The organism is Aestuariivita boseongensis (assembly GCF_001262635.1).
Lineage (GTDB): Bacteria > Pseudomonadota > Alphaproteobacteria > Rhodobacterales > Rhodobacteraceae > Aestuariivita > Aestuariivita boseongensis.
Genome location: NZ_JXYH01000002.1, coordinates 1 through 17,568 on the forward strand (window position 1 = coordinate 1; position 17,568 = coordinate 17,568).

Below are 17,568 nucleotides of genomic sequence, written 5' to 3' on the forward strand. Positions count from 1 at the left end.
TTCCACCTGCGCGGTGGCGATGGGGTCCAGCGCCGAGCATGGCTCGTCCATCAGCAAGACCTCTGGCTCGGTCGCGACGGCCCGCGCGATGCACAACCGCTGCTGCTGGCCGCCCGACAGCCCGGTGCCGGGCTCATGCAGGCGGTCTTTCACCTCGTCCCAAATGGCGCCGCGGCGCAAGGCGCGCTCGACGATGTCGTCCAGATCGGCCTTGTTCTTGGCCATGCCGTGGATTTTCGGCCCATAGGCCACGTTGTCATAGATCGACTTCGGAAAGGGGTTGGGTTTCTGAAACACCATGCCTACACGGGCGCGCAGCTGCACCGGATCGACCTTAGCGTCATAGATATCCTCGCCATCCAGCAGGATATCGCCTTCGATCCGTGCCACATCAATTGTGTCGTTCATCCTGTTGATACAGCGCAGGAATGTCGATTTCCCGCAGCCTGACGGGCCGATGAAGGCCGTGACCGTCTTGTCGGCGATATCGACGCTGACATCCTTGATGGCGTGATTGTCCCCGTAAAAGACGTTCACGTGCCGCGCGCTGATCTTGGCGGTGTCGATCTCTGCCACCTCTGCGATGTCTGCTGTGTCTTCCATGCACGGTTTCCCATATTTCACCGGATTCGCACTGGCGCGACCCTAGAGGCCCGTTCCCCATCTTCCAAGCCCGGATGCCCGGTATCTATTTCGGCAGGATGACGGTGAACACCGATCCTTCGCCCAATTCGCTCGACACACGCAAACGCCCGCGATGGCGGTTCACGATATGTTTGACGATGGCCAGGCCCAGCCCCGTGCCGCCCAGTTCCCGCGACCGGTGGCTGTCGGCGCGGTAGAACCGTTCGGTCAGGCGCGGCAGGTGCACCGGGTCGATGCCCGGGCCGTCATCGGCCACCTGCACCCGCACGGAAGGCCCTCGCAGGGCCCCGTCGCGGTCGCTTTCGGTCAGGCTGATCGTCACGTGGCCGCCTTTGTGCCCATACTTGATCGCATTTTCCACCAGGTTTGTGAAAACTTGCTGCAACTGGTCGGCATCGCCCGGGATCATCAGCGGTGTGTCACCGCCCTCAAAGGTGATCGTCGTCCCGGCTTCGTCGGCAAGGGGTCGCAGGCTGCGGATCGTGGACTGTAGCAGCGCCGCAAGGTCCACCCGCGTGGTGGGGCGAATACGCTCCTCCCCCTCCACCCGGCTGAGCGAGAGCAGATCACCCACCAGCCGGTTCATGCGCGCGGCCTCTCCCTTCATGATGTTCAGGAACCGCGCGCGCGCTTCTGGGTCGTCCTTGGCAGGGCCACGCAGGGTTTCGATGAATCCCATCAGGGCCGTTAGCGGCGTGCGCAGTTCATGGCTGACATTGGCGACGAAATCCCGGCGCATCTGGCCGGCCTGTTCCACATGGGTGATATCCTGAAAGCTGACCAGAACACCGCCCGCTTCGCGCGCACCCACGCCGGGCACAAAGCGGCAGGTGGCGGTAAAGGTCGTGTCCTGCGCGCCGTCATTCGACAGAAACGGCGCGGTCTTGGGCAGGCTGTCGCGCAGACAGGCTTCGATGGCATCCAGTATCGGAGGCTGACGCAGGATGGTGGCGAAATGGCGGGTTTCGATCTGCGGGCCCAGCAGGGTTTGCGCATCGGCATTGGCCGCCACGATCCGTTCGGTGCGATCGACCAGCAAGGCGGGCATCGGCACGGCGGCCAAGGCGGCGCTGATGATGCTGGCGGATCCGGTCATGGGTTATCCCTGCCCCGTAGCCTCGGCCACCGCGGTGGAGAACACGCCCAGCAGCGCGTCGGGGTCTTCCAGCCCGACCGAGACGCGGAAGAACCCTTCGGAAATGCCCAGGGCCGCGCGCCCCTCAGGCGTCAACGCCCGGTGAGAAGAGGACGCGGGATGCGACAGCGTCGTGCCCACATCCCCCAGCGTTGGCGCAAAACTCAGTCCTTGCGCGGCACGGGTGAACGCATTTGCCTCGGCGCGGCCGCCCTTCAGCTCGAAACTGACCATATTGCCGCTCCGATCGCCCAAAAGCGTCGTGGCGCGGGCGTGATCGGGGTGATCGGTGCGGCCTGGATATAGCACCTGTTTGACCCCCGGCAGCGCGGCCAGATGATCGGCCAGCAGCCGCGCGGTGGATTGCGCGCGGTCAAAGCGCAGATCGAAAGTCAGCATGCCGCGTTCGGCCAGCCAGCAGTCAAAGGGGCTGGGCGTCATGCCAGTGGTCACGGCGAAAACGCGCATCCGGTCGTTCAGACCCGGGTCTTTCGCCGCCACATAGCCCAATGTCACATCGGAATGACCCGCCAGAAGCTTGGTCAGTGACTGGATGACAATATCGGCGCCCCAATCGACAGGCCGGAAGCCGCGCGGGGTGGTAAACGTGTTGTCGACCACGAAGAGAAGCCCCTTGTCGCGGGCCAGTGTCGCGATGCCTTCGATGTCGGCCAGCCGCAGCGTCGGGTTCGACACGACTTCGACCAGGATCATTTTGGTTTCGGGGCGGATCGCGGCCTTGACCGCTGCGATATCGCCGGGATCGGCCAGCGTGGTGGTGATGCCCATGCGCGGCAAATCCTCTGCCATCAGGCGCAGCGACCGGCCATAAAGCTGGTTGCCGCCCACCACATGATCTCCGGTGTTCAAAAGCCCCAGCAGCACGGCCGAAACCGCCGCCATGCCCGACCCCAGAACGATGCCGTTTTCATAGCCTTCCAGCGCATCCATTCGGCGCGCGACCACATCGGCATTGGGGTGGCCTTCGCGCGCATAGGTATAGCCATGCACGCGGCCTTCATATTGCGCATCCAGCGCATCGGGCGTGTCGCTGGAATAGACCACCGAAGGCGACAAAGGCGTGACGACAGGCGCGCTGGCGCTTTCAGGCAGCGGCACCGGGCGGATGAGAGAGCCCTTGTGATTGCGGCTCATTCCAGAAACTCCGTCACATAGTTCTCGCCGCTGAAACGCAGCTCAAGCGACATCCAGCAGGGGCGCGGCAGCGCGTCTTTCAGATAGTTCGCCAGATCGGTGCGCAGGGCGGCCATGAAAGCCGCGTCGCGATGGGCTTTGGGAAGTAGTGAAATATCGACGATCAGATGCCGGTGATGGCTGATCGCGGCAGGATACGCGCGGCCCTTGCAATCGCCCGATCCGGGGTCATGGCGTTGCAGGATCGCTTCGATCCCTTCCAGCAGGGCGGGCGCGTCGATCTCAAGATCGGCGGAGTATTTCAGATCGGCATGCGGCATGGGTCAGAGCGCTTTCAGGCTGTCGCGATAGGTTCGCATCTGTTGCTGGTAATGCAGGGCGCTGCCTTCCAGCATCTTGATGGCGGCGTCATCCAGTTCGCGCACGACCTTGCCTGGCGCGCCCATCACAAGGCTGCCATCGGGGATGACCTTGTTTTCGGTGATCAGCGCCCCTGCCCCGATCAGGCAGTTATTGCCGATCCTGGCACCATTCAGCACCGTGGCCCCCATCCCGATCAGGGTGTTGTTGCCGATGGTACAGCCATGCAGCATGACCTTGTGGCCGATGGTGCAGTTTTCGCCAATGCTCAGCGGCAGACCAGCATCAATATGCATCACGCAGTTTTCCTGCACATTCGATCCACGGCCCACGCGGATTTCCTCGTGATCGGCGCGGATCGTCGCCCCGAACCAGACCGAGGCGCCTTCTTCCAGCACCACAAGCCCGATCAGGTTGGCATCAGGTGCCACCCATGTGTCGGGATGGATCTGCGGAGTTTTGTCGCCAAGGGCATAGATGGTCATGTCAAATCCTCGAATTGGGTTTGCAGGGCACGCACATGGTCCAGCATGCCGGGCTGCTGGCTGCGCCGCAGGCGCGTGGCCGAGACGATGGTTTGCAGCCGCGCTTCGGTGGCGTCCAGATCGTCGTTGACCAGCACATAGTCATAGCTGTCCCAATGGCTGATCTCGTCCCAGCTTTTGGACATGCGCCGGGCAATGGTCGCGGCATCATCCTGAGCGCGGTCAACCAGCCGGCGATGCAGTTCGGAAATGGACGGTGGCAGCAGGAAGATCGACAGAACATGATCCTGCAGCGCCGAATTGGCGATCTGCTGCGCGCCCTGCCAGTCGATATCGAACAGGACGTCCTTGCCGTCTTCGATGGCGTCCTGCACCGGCCCCATGGGAGAGCCATAGAAATTGCCGAAGACATGCGCATGTTCCAGCATCTGACCTTCAGCCACCATCGTCTTGAACTCGGCCTCGCTGGTAAAGCGATAGTCTGTGCCATCCACCTCCCCCGGACGGGGCGCGCGGGTGGTGGCCGAGACCGAGAACACGATCGTCGGATCCCAGTCGCGCAGCCGCCGCGCGAGCGTGGATTTACCCGCCCCGGAAGGCGAGCTGAGAATAATCAGAAGTCCGCGACGCTTGCTCATGCTGTCCCCTTATTCGACGTTCTGGACCTGTTCACGCATCTGGTCAATGACCGCCTTCAGCGACAGCCCCACGGCGGTCAGATCGGTCGATTGCGACTTGGAACAAAGCGTGTTGGCCTCCCGGTTGAACTCTTGCATCAGGAAATCCAGCTTCCGGCCGACCGCGCCCGCCTCGTCCAGAAGGGTGATCGCCGCGTCGATATGGGCGCGCAGCCGGTCGATTTCCTCGGTCACGTCCGCCTTCACGGCGATCAGGGCCAGTTCCTGCGCCACGCGCTGGGGATCGGCGCTGTCTGTGTTGTCCATCACGCGCGCCAGATTGGCCTTGAGCGCCTGCGCCATGTCGTCTTTGCGCGCCTCGGCCAGCGCGGCGGCCTGATCGGTCAGCACGGCGATCTGGTCAAGCTGGCCGCGCAGGATCTTGTCCAGCGCCACGCCCTCTTCCGCGCGCATCTTCAGGAAATCGGCGATCAGTGCTTCGGCTTCGGCCAGAAGCGTTTTGGCAAGCGTCGTGGTGTCATCCTCGTCACTGCCGGTTTCCAGGACGCCCCGAAGGCTCATCAGATCAGCCGCTTTGGACGGCGCCAGGGTCATTCCGCGTTCCAGTGCTTCGGCCTCCACCTCCGCCAGTGCGGTCAGCACGGCCTCCAGCGCCGCGCGGTTCAGCTGCATCACACCGCCGGTGTCTTCGCGCATGACGCGCAGCGACAGGGTCACGCTGCCCCGCTGCACCGCCCGGCCCAGCTGCGCGCGCAGCCCGGCTTCCAAGCCTGAAATCCAGTCCGGTACCCGCAGGCGCAAATCCAGCCCCTTGGAGTTGACCGAACGCAGCTCCCATCCCCAGGAATACGGCGCCAGCGCCCCCTTGGCCGAGGCAAAGCCCGTCATGGATCTGATCATGAAATCCCCCGCTTTCGCTTGGCCGCACCTAAAGCAAATGCCCCGCGCAGGGCAACCCCCCGGAAAACCGCCGCCGGATTAACCAAAGGTTACAAAAGTGCTGAGAGTTTTATAGGAATTTGTGTCATTTTGCGATCAGCGCGACGCGGCGCGTCCGAGATTTTGCGGGATGGGGGCACCCCGCCGGACGACCCGCCAGCGCCATTGTGATGGGAGCATGAGATGACGCACAGATCTGATGGAGCAAGTGAGAATATCATCCCGCTGGACAGGTTCCGCCTGGGCCAAAAGGTCAATCCTCTGCGCATGGTCGAAGGCTATTGGTCGGCTTTGCGCACGGGCAATGACCTGCCCAAACGATCGCAGATCAATCCCCGCGGGCTGGTCGATGTGCTGGAACATGTCTTCATTCTGGAACGCATCGCGCCCGGTGTCGCGCGGTTTCGCATCGCCGGCAGCGACTGGACCCAGCTTGCGGGCATGGAGGTGCGCGGCATGCCGATCTCGTCCTTCTTCCGCAGCACCGGCAGGCAGGACATGACCTCGGCCGTTGAAGCCTGTCTCGACACCCCCGCCATTATCGAGGCCGACCTGAAAGCCCGCAGTCTGCAGCGCGCGCCCGATGTGCCAGGGCGCATGGTACTTTTGCCGATGCTGTGCGACATGGGCCGCGTCAGCCGGATCCTTGGCGCGATCAAGATGGCGGGCCCTCTGGCCTCTGACGCGTATCGGATGGAACTGGGCGAAACATCCATCAAGCCGGTGTTTCAATCGACCTATACAGCGCCCGCGCCAAACCGGGCCTTCGCCGAAGCGCCCGCACCGTTCGAACGTCAGCCGCGCATCAAGCTGGTATATTCCGCCGAGGAAGACGCGTAACTCAGCCAAACATCTCGCGCAGGTCGACGGTGCTGGCTTGCCCCAGACGCGGGGCGTCTTCGTCCAGGAACCGCTCGGCCGCCGCGCGACCGGCGCGCTTCAGCCGGTCCAGAACCGGCGCGGTGGGCACCAGTTTCGTGGCCACGGACAGATCATTCATCAACTGGTCATCGGCAATCATGTGCAGGTACAACCGCGCCATCGATCCCGGCTCCAGCTTGCCCTCGTCCAGCAGGCGCTGAACGAATGAAATCGCCCGCAGCTCCCGAAAGAGCGAGGAATTGAAGCTGATCTCGTTGATCCGGTTCTGGATCTGCTGAGGGGTGACCGGCAGCTGGTCGCGTTCCAGCGGGTTGATGTTCACGATCACGATGTCAGCGGGCAGATGATCGGCGAAAAGCGGAAACAGCGCCGGGTTGCCGGTATAGCCGCCATCCCAATAGGCATCCATCTCCCCCGTCTCGGGGTTGTGGATCTCGACCGCCTGAAACAGCGTGGGCAAACAGGCCGAGGCCAGGATGGCATCGGTGCTGATGTCTTCACCGTCAAAGATGCGGATCTTGCCGGTACGCACGCAGGTGGCGCAGATGAACAGATCCGGCCCCTGATCGGCGCAGACCCGGCCGAAATCGAACCGTTCGACGATGGATTGCAGGGGGTTTTTGTAAAACGGCCCATAGCTGTAGGGCGACACCATCCGCGACCATGTATCCGCCACCGAAAATGGCACTGAATATTCGATGGCCTGCGCGATGAACGACGGCTCAAGCCCGCGCATCCAGGTGGTCATGCGCATGTCGTGCACCGCGCCCACCTGTGCCCAAAGCCAGTCCAGGTTCGCGCGCGCCGCCTCGCGGCCCCCCGCGACCAGCCCGGCTTTCAAAGCGGCCCCGTTTAGCGCCCCCGCCGAGGTGCCCGAGATGCCCGCGATCTCAAGATCGTCCTCCTCAAGCAGCCGGTCCAGCACGCCCCAGGTGAACGCACCATGCGCGCCGCCGCCCTGCAGAGCCAGATTGATGCGCCGTGCGGTCACTCTGTCATCCACTTGTCCAGCAGATCGCTGACCAGAATGCCGTTGATCGTCATGCCGGACATATTGGCATTGGTGATGGACACATTGGTCAGGTTGGCATTGTCGATACGAACGTCCTCCATCCGCACATTGCGCAGCCGGGCCTCCGACAGGTTCACATTGTCGAACCGGCTCCCTGCAAGGGTGGTGTCGGAGAAATGCGTATCCGTCATCGACACGTCGCGGAACGTGGCGCGATCCAGCAGCACTGCGCGAAAGCGGGCGTCGCTTGCGTCACGTTCTTCCACAACAAGGGAAACGGGCGTTGTCGGTTCATCACTCATAGCGCGGTCCACCCGCCATCCACGCTGATCGTCGTGCCGGTGATCTGCGCGGCCGCATCCGAACACAGGAATACCGCCGTGCCACCCAGCTGTTCCACGGTCGCGAATTCCTTCGAAGGCTGGCGTTCCAGCATCACCTTCTCGATCACCTCTTCGCGGCCCATGTCGTATTTCTCCATCGTGTCCGGGATTTGCGCTTCGACCAGCGGGGTCAGCACATAGCCGGGGCAGATTGCATTCGCCGTGATCGGATCGCGTGCGGTCTCTAACGCCACGGTCTTGGTCATGCCCACGATCCCGTGCTTGGCCGCCACATAAGCCGCCTTGTAGGGCGAGGCCGTCAGCCCGTGGGCCGAGGCAATGTTGATCACCCGGCCCCAGCCTGCCTTGCGCATCATCGGCAGGGCGGCCGCCGTCGTATGGAACGCCGAGTTCAGGTTGATCGCGATAATCGCGTCCCATTTGTCGACCGGAAATTCGTCGATTGGGCAGACATACTGGATACCGGCATTGTTCACCAGAATATCGCAGGCACCGGCCTGTTCGATCAGCGCCCGGCACTCATCGCCCTTCGACATATCCGCCTTGATATATTGCGCGGACACGCCTGTTTCCTGGGCGATCTCTGTCGCGATGGCATGATCCTCGTCCCGGTCTGTGAAGGAGTTCAGCACCACATCTGCGCCTGCGCGCGCCAGCTCCCACGCAATTCCCAGCCCGATCCCGGAATTCGACCCGGTGATGACAGCAGTTTTTCCCGTCAGAGACATAAGACATTCCTTCCAGATTGGTTTGCAGTCAGAGTGACATGCTGCACCTGCAAAGAAAACAGCCCTTGCGCGCAATTTTCCGTGGTCGGCGGCTTTTGCCCATGCCGGGCCGAAGTCGCTTGCGGCCCCGGCTTGACCCGGCCATCGCCCCATAGGATGGGTAAGACGAGACCCGCCCGCCTCCGAAAGGACAGCTCATGAAAATCTTTGACGGCCATAACGACCTTCTGACCCAGCTTCTGCGCCGTGACGGGATCGCCGGGTTTGATACCGGGTTGCCGGGACATATCGACCTGCCCAAGCTGCAACGGGGTGGAATGGTCGGCGGGTTCTTCGCGATCTGGGTGCCGTCCAAGGGCGATCTGGCCGCACTGACCGCCGAGATGCGCAAGGACAGCTATGATTTGCCGCTGCCACCGGCCATTGATCTGGAGCCCGCGCAAGAGACAGCCCTGATCGAGGCCGGATACCTTCTGGCCCTGCAGGAGGCGGGCCATCTGACCATCTGCACCTCAACCGATCAGATCCGCGCCTGCGCGGACACAGGGCAGATCGCAGCCATCCTGCATCTGGAAGGCTGTGAACCGATTGATCCCGATTTCGCCATGCTGGACCGGCTTTATGAGATGGGGCTGCGCTCCCTCGGGCCGGTCTGGAGCCGACCGACAGCTTTCGGCGAAGGCGTGCCGTTCCGCTTCCCCTCTTCCCCAGATACCGGTGGTGGGCTGACCCCTCTGGGCTTTGATCTGGTGGCGCAGTGCAACGCACGGGGCATCGCGCTGGATCTGTCGCATATCACCGAAGCGGGTTTCTGGGACGTGGCGCGCAGCAGTCAGGATCCGCTGATCGCCACCCATTCCAATGCCCACGCGATTTGCCCCCACAGCCGCAACCTGACAGACGATCAGCTGCGCGCCATTGGCGAGACGGGCGGCATTGCGGGCCTGAACTTCGCCACCGCCATGCTGCGCGCCGATGGCAAGATGCTGCCCGAACTGGGGCTTGATGTGATGCTGGCCCATCTGGATCACATGATGGCCAAGGCAGGCAGCGACTGCGTCGCACTGGGATCGGATTTTGATGGCGCGGTCGTGCCCAAACCCATCGGCGATGCGGGCGGCCTGCCCCGTCTCGTTGACGCTATGCAGCGTCATGGATACCCTGCCGGGCTGATCGAAAAGATCTGTTTTGAAAACTGGATGCGCGTCCTGGACGCCACCTGGCGCTGAGCCAAAAAAAAACGCCCGCACGAAGCGGGCGTTAAGTTATTGAGGCAGGTTTCATACAGGCAAGAAACCTATCGAGCAGTAACCCCTTTATAGGCAATTCCCCCGCGGCATCCAAGCTAAAAGTTTGAAAATCAATAACTGTCCCGCTACGCTCAGGGCATAATAAAATAGGGTCCGAGCAGGATTGTTGCCGAAGTGACATCAGTTTTTTTCTCAGCAAATCTGCGTGCGGCGCTCGCCGGATTGGCGATTCTCGCGGCGATTCCGGCAGGGGCCGAGCCACGCCATGGCATAGCTATGTATGGCGACCCGGCGCTTCCACCGGATTTTGTGTCATTGAGTTATGTCAATGCTGACGCGCCCAAAGGCGGGCGGGTTGTCTTTGGCAATACCGGTGGCTTCGACAGCCTCAACCCGTTCATCCCGAAAGGCACCCCACCCTGGCAGTTGAGATTTCTGTCTTACGAGGGTCTGATGGGCCGATCCTGGGACGAACCCTTCACGCTTTACGGGCTTCTGGCCGAATCAGTGGAAGCCGCCGAAGACCGGTCTTGGGTCGAATTCACCCTGCGGGAGGAGGCCCGGTTCTGGGACGGCACTCCCGTCACGATCGAAGATGTTATCTGGTCCTACGAGACATTGGGGACCGTGGGCCACCTGCGCTATCGCGGGCTTTGGGGCCGGATCGACGGGATCGATCAAACCGGACCCCGTTCCGTGCGCATCCGCTTTAACGAGGCCAACCGCGAACTGGCGCTGATCGCAGGCCTGCGTCCGATCCTGAAAAAGGCGCAATGGGAGGGCGCGGATTTCACCCAGTCCGGCCTTGATCAGGTGCCCATCGGCACCGGCGCCTATGTGCCCCGGGATTTCGAGGCCGGGCGGTTTCTTGAATTGAACCGCAACCCCGACTATTGGGGTCGCGACCTGCCATTGCGCCGGGGCACGCAAAACCTCGACACGATCCGGATCGAGTTTTTCGGAGATCAGACCGTCCTGTTCGAGGCGTTCAAGGCCGGCGAACTGACCGCAGTCCGGGAATTCAACGCGGAAAAATGGGCTTCGAGCTATGATTTCCCGGCTATCCGCGATGGCCGTGTGATCAAATCGGAAATTCCGCACTCCAAACCGTCAGGCATGACGGGTTTCGTGATGAACACCCGCAAACCGCCCTTTGACGACTGGCGCGTGCGCGCCGCGATGATCCACGCGTATAACTTCGAATTCATCAACGACACGATGACGGGCGGCGTGCAGCCGCGCATCACCTCGTATTTCTCGAACTCTGCCTTGGCCATGCGCCCCGGCCCCGCCGAAGGCCGTGTGCGCGCCTTGCTTGCGCCTTTCGCCGATGACCTGCCCCCTGGCGCTCTGGACGGCTATGTATTGCCCCAAAGCGATGGCAGCGCCCGCAACCGTGGGAACTTGCGCGAAGCCACGCGGCTTCTGGCCGAGGCGGGCTGGACCGTCACCGAGGGTGTGCTGACAAACGCCAGCGGGCAACCTTTCACCTTTGATATCCTGTTGCGGCAGGGTGCAAGCGATCTGCAGACAATGATCAACATTTACGTCCAGGCGCTGGAACGGTTGGGTATCGCCACCACCCTGTCTGTGGTGGATGATGCGCAGTATAATGAACGCATCGCCGCGCTGGATTTCGACATGACCGATTTCCGCCGCGATCTGTCGCTGTCGCCGGGCAACGAGCAGCGGCTTTACTGGGGGTCCGAAAACGCCAATAGAGAAGGTACGCGCAACCTGATGGGTGTGGCCTCGCCCGCGGTGGATGCGATGATCGACACCATGTTGAACACCGAAAGGGCCGAAGAGTTTCAGGCCGCCGTCCGCGCGCTCGACAGGGTGCTGACGGCCGGGCGCTATGTCATCCCGATCTGGCAGTTCGACGTGGGCCGCATCGCCCATGCCGCGCATCTGAAATTCCCTGACACAGTGCCGGTCTATGGCGACGGTGTGGAATGGATGCCCCATGTCTGGTGGTCCGAGGCGGATTGACGCCCATCTGTCGTAAAACTGTTACAGAGGGGCTGTTACAGCGAGGCGCACATGCCCACCAAACGGAAGACCCATGAATATCCTGGTTCTGTGCACCGGCAATTCGGCCCGCTCTATCCTTCTGGAACACATTCTGAACCATCACGGCGCGGGCCGGGTGACCGCGTATTCCGCTGGCAGCCAGCCCGCCGGAGAGGTCCATCCGCAATCGCTGAAACTGCTGGACGCGCATGGCTATGACACCAGCGCTGCCCGGTCGAAAAGCTGGGATGAATTCGCGGCAGAGGATGCACCTGAGATGGACGTGGTGATCACCGTTTGCGGTTCCGCCGCGGAAGAGACCTGCCCGATCTGGCCCGGTGCCCCCGTGCGCGCCCATTGGGGCGTGGAAGACCCGGCCGCAGCCACGGCAGCGGATCAACCCAAGGCGTTCGCAGATGCCTATGACACTCTGCGCCGCCGGGCGGAGGCATTTCTGTCTCTCCCTCTCGACACCCTGTCCGAAGACCGCGCGGGCCTTCAGAACGCGCTGAACCAGATCGGGAAACTGCCATGACCGCCCGCAGACTTGCCGCTGAAGCCCTTGGCACCGCCCTTCTTCTGATCAGTGTGGTTGGTTCGGGCATCATGGCCCAACAGCTCTCAAACGATCTTATCGGGCTGGCGCTCCTGGCCAATGCGATTGCCACCGGATGCATGCTTTATGCGATCATCACCGTTCTGGGTCCGATCTCAGGCGCGCATTTCAACCCCGCCGTGACGTTTGCCTTCCTGCTGCGGGGCGAGATCGCACCCTCCCTTGCGCTGCAATATGTGGCGGTGCAGATCATCGGCGCGGTTCTGGGCGTCTGGGCCGCGCATGGGATGTTCGATCTGGCGCTTTTGCAAAGCTCAACCACCATGCACCGCACCGGCGGCGCGCAATGGTTCGCCGAAGCCGTGGCCACGTTCGGGCTACTGTTCGTAATCTTCGGCGGGCTGAAAAGCCGCCCGGATGCCGTGCCCACGCTTGTCGCGCTCTACATCACCGGGGCTTACTGGTTCACCGCATCCACCAGTTTCGCCAACCCCGCCGTGACCATCGCACGGGGCTTTACAGACACCTTCGCCGGTATCTATCCGGGTCACATTCCGCTCTTCATTCTGGCTCAGATCGCAGCCGTCGGTATCGCACATCTGACCCTTCGTCCGCTTTTCGATTCAGATTCTGCTTGATTTTAATGCAGACAGCGCCAAATGCTGTCGCATAATCAAGCGCGAACAAGTCCGGACCTTCGCCAAGTCACGGATCGGGAGCCATAGGGAGAAGTACTATGACCTGGTCTGATCTGACAATGAATTGGGGCGAATGGTTTGCCCGTATCAAGCACCGCTTCCCAAACCTTGATGATGGGGCGATGCCTTTTGCCAAAACCGACCGGGCGCGGTTTGAGGCCTATCTCGCAGATACCCACGACCTGACGCTGAACGAAGCACGCGAAGAACTGGACGATTTCCTGTTCGTCGAACAGCTTGCGCGCGAAGCCTTCGATTTCCGCGCACGTTCCGAGGCTTAAGCCAAAGACGTCACCCACAGGATTGTTGCATCCTCGTCGCTGACGGATACGACATTGTGGCCCATCGTTGCATCGTAATAGGCGCTGTCGCCCCGGCGCATCTCAACCGGTTCATAGAACTCGGTATAAAGCTTGATCACGCCGGTCAGCACATAGAGGAATTCCTCGCCATCATGGCGCACCCAGCCGTCGAATTCCTCCATCGACCGCGCGCGCACCCGCGCGCGATAGGGCAGCATCTGCTTCTTGCTCAAGGTATCGGCCAAAAGCTCATGCTCATATGTGGCAGTCACATGGGCTGAACCCTCGCCCGATTTGGTCACTGCCATTCGCCCGTTCACACGATCGTCCTGCGGCGGGGTGAACAGCTGCGGAACCGAAATCTCAAGCCCCACCGCCAGCTTCTTGAGCGCCTCATAGGTGGGCGACATCTGACCGTTTTCGATCTTCGACAGGGTCGACCGGGCCAGCCCCGCCTGACTGGCGGCCTGTTCCAGCGTCCAGTCCCGTGCCTTGCGGAGCGCGCGTACACGCGCACCCAGATCAAGGGGCTCGGCCAAGGCATCCTCGCCGCTTGCGCGGGCGATGCGGATCAATGCGCGTGGGTCTTTCGAACTCATGTCCTGATCTATAGGCGGCACCGCGCGCCCTTGCAACGCCGTGCAGGTACGGCTAGCGGTGGACCATGGACTCCGTCTTCGATCAAGGCCCGCCTGCCCCTTGCCCCGCGCCCTTTAATATGGCCGCGCATGTGCTGTCGTGCGCAAAAAACCAGCCTGACAAGATCGCCCTGTCCGTACTGGGCCGGGACGGTGCCGAGAACTGGAGTTATGCCCAGATCGAAGCGGCCGTACGCGGCATTGCCACCGGATTTCTGACCCTGGGTTTGATGCCGGGTGATATCGTCCTTCTGCGTCTGGGCAACACGCCGGAATTTCCGCTGGCCTATCTGGGGGCCATTACAGCGGGGCTTTTGCCGGTCCCCAGTTCGTCCCAATTGACCGAAGCCGAGGTGGCGCGGATCATCGCCGATCTGAACCCGGCGCTGATCCTGCACCAGCCGGGCGTGCCCTGCCCCGGTCATCCCGCGAGGCTGGATGCCTCGGCGCTGGAGCCGATGCACAGGCTTTCACCTGCGGATTTTGCGATGGGTGATCCCGACCGGCCCGGTTACATCGTCTATACCTCGGGCACGTCAGGCCAGCCGCGCGCGGTGCTTCATGCCCATCGCGCCATCTGGGCGCGCCAGATGATGATGCGGGGCTGGTACGGGCTGACGGCAGAAGACAGGCTGCTACATGCGGGCGCCTTCAACTGGACCTATACGCTGGGCACCGGCGTCATGGATCCCTGGACCATGGGCGCAACCGCCTTGATCACCGCACCGGGCACCGCTCCTGCGGATATCCCCGCTTTGCTTCGACAACATGAAGCCACGATATTCGCAGCGGCTCCGGGTGTTTACCGCCAGATCCTCAAGCAGCATGACACGCTCGACTTGCCAGCCCTGCGCCATGCGCTTTCCGCCGGTGAGAAGCTCTCGCCCACCCTCAAAACCGCCTGGGAGGACGCCACCGGCAAACCGGTCTATGAAGCCTATGGCATGTCCGAGATTTCCACCTTTATCTCCGCCTCTCCCGATCATCCGGCGCGCGACAATGCCTTGGGTCAACCGCAGCAGGGCCGCCGGATCGCCATTCTGGGTGATCACGGGCCGGTGCCACGCGGTGAACAGGGGGTAATCGCCGTGCACAGGGGCGATCCGGGCCTGATGCTGGAATATCTCGGCGCTCCCGAAGACACTGCCGCGCGGTTTCAGGGCGACTGGTTCCTGACGGGCGATCAGGGGATCATGGCTGCCGATGATCAGGTCCATTATCTGGGCCGCGCCGATGACATGATGAACGCCGGCGGCTATCGCGTCTCCCCGATCGAGGTGGAGCAGGCGCTGACCACCCATCCCGGCATCACCGCCGTCGGCTGCGCCGAGGTTGAGGTGAAACAGGACGCCCGCGTGATCGCCGCCTTCTATACCGGTCCCGCCCCCATCCCCGAGGCTGATCTGGCCGCATTTGCAGCCACGCGCCTGGCCCGTTACAAACAACCCCGCATGTATATCTATCTGCCCGAACTGCCCACCGGCCCCAATGGCAAGCTTTTGCGCCGGTCCCTGAAATCCCTTGTCCCGGACGCGACCCATGGCTGAAACGATCAAACTTGATATCCTGTCCGACCCGATCTGCCCCTGGTGTTATATCGGCAAGGCCCACCTGGATCAGGCGCTGGCCCAGGTGCCCGATCATCCCTTCATGATCGAATGGCACCCCTTCCAGCTGAACCCCGATATGCCCGAGGGCGGTATGGATCGCCGTGCCTATCTGGAGGGGAAATTCGGCGGCAAGGACGGGGCCGTGCGGGCCTATGCCCCCGTGGTGGAACATGCCGAAAAGGCTGGGCTGAAGATCCAGTTCGAAAAGATGCAGCGCACGCCCAACACGCTGGATGCCCACCGCCTGATCCACTGGGCAGGCATCGAAGGGCGGCAGACAGCCGCTGTCTCGGCACTTTTCAAAGCCTATTTCGAGGAAGGGCGCGATATCGGCGATCACGAGGTTCTGGCCGATATCGCCGACGCGATTGAAATGGACGCCGCCGTGATCCTGCGCCTTCTGGCTTCGGACAGCGACCGGGATGAGATCCGCGCCCGCGACGCCCACAGCCGCAAGATGGGCGTCAATTCCGTACCTACCTTCATCGTGGCCGGCAAACATGCCGTGCCCGGTGCGCAGCCGCCCGATCTGTGGGTCAAAGTGATCGAGGAACTGAAGGAGCAGATCTCCGCATGATCCCGTTCAAGGTCGCCACCCTTGTCTTCAGCCTTGTGCTGGTCGTGACCTCCGGCACGGTTTTCTTTCGTCTCGTGGAAGGGTGGAGCTGGCTCGACGCCTATTTCTTTACCGTCATCACGCTGTCGACGGTGGGCTATGGCTCTCTCGTTCCGGCCACGGCCCTGGGTAAGATCGGCACCACGGTGTTCATCTTCGTTGGACTTGGCGTTTTCGCCGTGGCGATCCAGCAATTCGGCCTCTACACCATGCGCAAGCGGGAAGAGCATACCGAATGGCTTGTGGGCCGGCTTGACCGGTCGGCCAGCGCCAACAAGGACCAAAAGCCGAAACAGGACGGCTGAGCCCGAACGGCCCTTGCCGCAGCGGGCGCTTTGCGACAAAGCTGCGGCATGAACCATCCCATGTCCCGCGCCGAATTCATTGCGCTGATCGCGATGATGTTCGCGGCGATTGCCTTTTCCATCGACGCGATGCTGCCCGCCCTGCCCGAGATCGGGCGCGAGCTCAGCCCCGACGCGATGAACAACGCGCAGCTTATCCTGACGTCTTTTGTGCTGGGTATCGGCGTGGGCACCTTCTTCACCGGCCCTCTGTCGGATGCTTTCGGCCGCAAACGCGTGATCGTGGCCGGGGCGGCGCTATACATCATCGCTGCCGCGGTGGCCTATTTCAGCACCTCGCTTGAGGTCGTTCTGGCTGCCCGCGTGGTGCAGGGGCTGGGGGCCGCCGCACCGCGGATCGTGTCGCTGGCGGTCGTGCGCGACCTTTACGCGGGGCGCGAAATGGCGCGCATCGTCTCCATTGCGATGATGATCTTCACGATCTTTCCCGCCTTTGCCCCGCTGATGGGTGCAGGCATCATCGCGCTGGCGGGCTGGCGGTCGATCTTTCTGGCCTTCATCCTGTTTGCCTGCATCTTTGTCACCTGGATGTGGCTGCGCCTGCCCGAGTCGCTGGCGATGGAAAACCGCCGCCCCTTCCGCGCGCATCTTCTCTGGGCTGCGGTGAAAGAGATGTTTGCCCATCCCGCGGTGCGCATGTCGATCCTGGTGCAATCGCTCTGCCTGGCGATCCTGTTTCTGATGCTGTCGCTTGTGCACCCCGTCTATGAGGTGATCTTCGACCGCGCCGAAACCTTCCCCTATTGGTTTGGCGCCATCGCCGCGGTCTCGGCCAGTGGCAGTTTCGTCAACGCCGCATTGGTGGTGCGCGTGGGCATGCGACGCATGGTAACCTGGTCGCTGGGTCTGCAGGTGATCCTTGCCGGTGCCATGGTGCCGGTGGGCATGTCGAACATGGATGGCACGACGCTGTTTGCGCTGTTCCTTTTGTGGCAGTCCTATGTGTTCTTCATGGCCGGCACCACGATGGGCAATCTCAACGCCATCGCGATGGAACCGATGGGCCATATCGCGGGCATGGCAGCCTCCACCATCTCGGGCATTGCCACGATTTCGGCAGCGGCCATCGCAGCACCCATCGGGCTGACCTTCAACGGATCCCTCTTTCCGCTGACATTTGGCATTTTCGTACTTGCTGCGATAGGCTTTGGATTGATGCTGCAAATGGGCCGGGTGGAAAGGCGCCTGACTGCCTGA

Annotated in this window: 21 protein-coding genes; 10 read left to right on the forward strand and 11 right to left on the reverse strand. The window is 62.2% G+C overall.

Annotation, left to right across the window (positions count from 1 at the left end; genetic code table 11):
* The 7 genes from TR61_RS00990 to TR61_RS01020 form a co-directional block, all read right to left on the reverse strand.
* Positions 1-603: phosphate ABC transporter ATP-binding protein (locus tag TR61_RS00990; RefSeq protein WP_050927840.1), on the reverse strand; the 603-nt coding region annotated here is incomplete at its 3' end.
* An 85-nt stretch (positions 604-688) separates the two neighbouring features.
* The gene (locus TR61_RS00995) at positions 689-1,741 is read right to left on the reverse strand and encodes a sensor histidine kinase (protein ID WP_050927682.1); all 1,053 of its coding nucleotides are present in this window, start codon (positions 1,739-1,741) and stop codon (positions 689-691) included.
* Positions 1,742-1,744: 3 nt separating this feature from the next.
* Complete coding sequence (locus TR61_RS01000; RefSeq protein ID WP_050927683.1) at positions 1,745-2,935, reverse strand: trans-sulfuration enzyme family protein; 1,191 nt, start codon at positions 2,933-2,935, stop codon at positions 1,745-1,747.
* Positions 2,932-3,255: a hypothetical protein gene (locus tag TR61_RS01005; RefSeq protein WP_050927684.1), complete on the reverse strand. Its 324-nt coding sequence runs from the start codon at positions 3,253-3,255 to the stop codon at positions 2,932-2,934. Before TR61_RS01005 ends, TR61_RS01000 begins: the two co-directional genes overlap by 4 nt.
* A gap of 3 nt (positions 3,256-3,258) precedes the next feature.
* Positions 3,259-3,780 (reverse strand): gamma carbonic anhydrase family protein, encoded by a 522-nt coding sequence (locus TR61_RS01010; RefSeq protein ID WP_050927685.1) that lies wholly within the window; start codon positions 3,778-3,780, stop codon positions 3,259-3,261.
* Positions 3,777-4,418 carry a guanylate kinase gene (gene gmk / locus TR61_RS01015; protein ID WP_050927686.1) on the reverse strand — a complete coding sequence of 214 codons (642 nt, stop codon included), beginning with the start codon at positions 4,416-4,418 and terminating at the stop codon, positions 3,777-3,779. Before gmk ends, TR61_RS01010 begins: the two co-directional genes overlap by 4 nt.
* 9 nt (positions 4,419-4,427) lie before the next feature.
* Complete coding sequence (locus TR61_RS01020) at positions 4,428-5,318, reverse strand: YicC/YloC family endoribonuclease (RefSeq protein ID WP_050927687.1); 891 nt, start codon at positions 5,316-5,318, stop codon at positions 4,428-4,430.
* Between the two features lie 222 nt (positions 5,319-5,540).
* Here TR61_RS01020 and TR61_RS01025 point away from each other — a divergent pair, with 222 nt between their 5' ends.
* Positions 5,541-6,197 carry a PAS domain-containing protein gene (locus tag TR61_RS01025; RefSeq protein WP_050927688.1) on the forward strand — a complete coding sequence of 219 codons (657 nt, stop codon included), beginning with the start codon at positions 5,541-5,543 and terminating at the stop codon, positions 6,195-6,197.
* 1 nt (position 6,198) lies between these two features.
* Here the strand turns inward: TR61_RS01025 and TR61_RS01030 are convergent, their stop codons facing one another.
* From TR61_RS01030 to TR61_RS01040, 3 genes are read right to left on the reverse strand one after another with little or no spacing between them, the layout of a single operon-like run.
* Positions 6,199-7,230, reverse strand: a complete 1,032-nt coding sequence (locus TR61_RS01030; RefSeq protein ID WP_050927689.1) for a patatin-like phospholipase family protein — start codon at positions 7,228-7,230, stop codon at positions 6,199-6,201.
* Positions 7,227-7,553 carry a pentapeptide repeat-containing protein gene (locus TR61_RS01035; protein WP_050927690.1) on the reverse strand — a complete coding sequence of 109 codons (327 nt, stop codon included), beginning with the start codon at positions 7,551-7,553 and terminating at the stop codon, positions 7,227-7,229. The genes TR61_RS01030 and TR61_RS01035 overlap by 4 nt, the downstream gene beginning before the upstream one ends.
* Positions 7,550-8,323, reverse strand: coding sequence for a 3-hydroxybutyrate dehydrogenase (locus TR61_RS01040; RefSeq protein ID WP_050927691.1), 774 nt, complete (start codon positions 8,321-8,323; stop codon positions 7,550-7,552). Before TR61_RS01040 ends, TR61_RS01035 begins: the two co-directional genes overlap by 4 nt.
* A gap of 197 nt (positions 8,324-8,520) precedes the next feature.
* Here TR61_RS01040 and TR61_RS01045 point away from each other — a divergent pair, with 197 nt between their 5' ends.
* The 5 genes from TR61_RS01045 to TR61_RS01065 all read left to right on the forward strand — a co-directional run bounded on the left by TR61_RS01045 (position 8,521) and on the right by TR61_RS01065 (position 13,121).
* The gene (locus TR61_RS01045; protein WP_050927692.1) at positions 8,521-9,552 is read left to right on the forward strand and encodes a dipeptidase; all 1,032 of its coding nucleotides are present in this window, start codon (positions 8,521-8,523) and stop codon (positions 9,550-9,552) included.
* 297 nt (positions 9,553-9,849) lie between these two features.
* Entirely contained in the window at positions 9,850-11,565 is a 1,716-nt protein-coding gene (locus TR61_RS01050) for an extracellular solute-binding protein (RefSeq protein ID WP_082181788.1), read from the forward strand.
* A 73-nt stretch (positions 11,566-11,638) separates the two neighbouring features.
* Positions 11,639-12,121 (forward strand): arsenate reductase ArsC, encoded by a 483-nt coding sequence (locus tag TR61_RS01055; protein ID WP_050927694.1) that lies wholly within the window; start codon positions 11,639-11,641, stop codon positions 12,119-12,121.
* A complete protein-coding gene (locus TR61_RS01060; protein ID WP_050927695.1) occupies positions 12,118-12,780 on the forward strand; it encodes an aquaporin in 663 nt (220 codons plus the stop codon). The genes TR61_RS01055 and TR61_RS01060 overlap by 4 nt, the downstream gene beginning before the upstream one ends.
* A gap of 98 nt (positions 12,781-12,878) precedes the next feature.
* Complete coding sequence (locus tag TR61_RS01065; RefSeq protein ID WP_050927696.1) at positions 12,879-13,121, forward strand: hypothetical protein; 243 nt, start codon at positions 12,879-12,881, stop codon at positions 13,119-13,121.
* On the opposite strand, the gene TR61_RS01070 is transcribed toward TR61_RS01065, so the two are convergent.
* A complete protein-coding gene (locus tag TR61_RS01070; RefSeq protein WP_050927697.1) occupies positions 13,118-13,741 on the reverse strand; it encodes a helix-turn-helix domain-containing protein in 624 nt (207 codons plus the stop codon). The two genes, TR61_RS01065 and TR61_RS01070, sit on opposite strands and share 4 nt — an antisense overlap.
* A 65-nt stretch (positions 13,742-13,806) precedes the next feature.
* Between TR61_RS01070 and TR61_RS01075 the strand changes: the two genes are divergently transcribed.
* Genes TR61_RS01075 through TR61_RS01090 form a run of 4 tightly spaced genes read left to right on the forward strand, consistent with a single transcriptional unit; the run spans position 13,807 to position 17,568 of the window.
* Entirely contained in the window at positions 13,807-15,327 is a 1,521-nt protein-coding gene (locus TR61_RS01075; protein WP_050927698.1) for a class I adenylate-forming enzyme family protein, read from the forward strand.
* Positions 15,320-15,967 carry a DsbA family oxidoreductase gene (locus TR61_RS01080; RefSeq protein ID WP_050927699.1) on the forward strand — a complete coding sequence of 216 codons (648 nt, stop codon included), beginning with the start codon at positions 15,320-15,322 and terminating at the stop codon, positions 15,965-15,967. Before TR61_RS01075 ends, TR61_RS01080 begins: the two co-directional genes overlap by 8 nt.
* Complete coding sequence (locus TR61_RS01085) at positions 15,964-16,311, forward strand: potassium channel family protein (RefSeq protein ID WP_050927700.1); 348 nt, start codon at positions 15,964-15,966, stop codon at positions 16,309-16,311. The genes TR61_RS01080 and TR61_RS01085 overlap by 4 nt, the downstream gene beginning before the upstream one ends.
* A gap of 48 nt (positions 16,312-16,359) precedes the next feature.
* Complete coding sequence (locus tag TR61_RS01090; RefSeq protein ID WP_050927701.1) at positions 16,360-17,568, forward strand: MFS transporter; 1,209 nt, start codon at positions 16,360-16,362, stop codon at positions 17,566-17,568.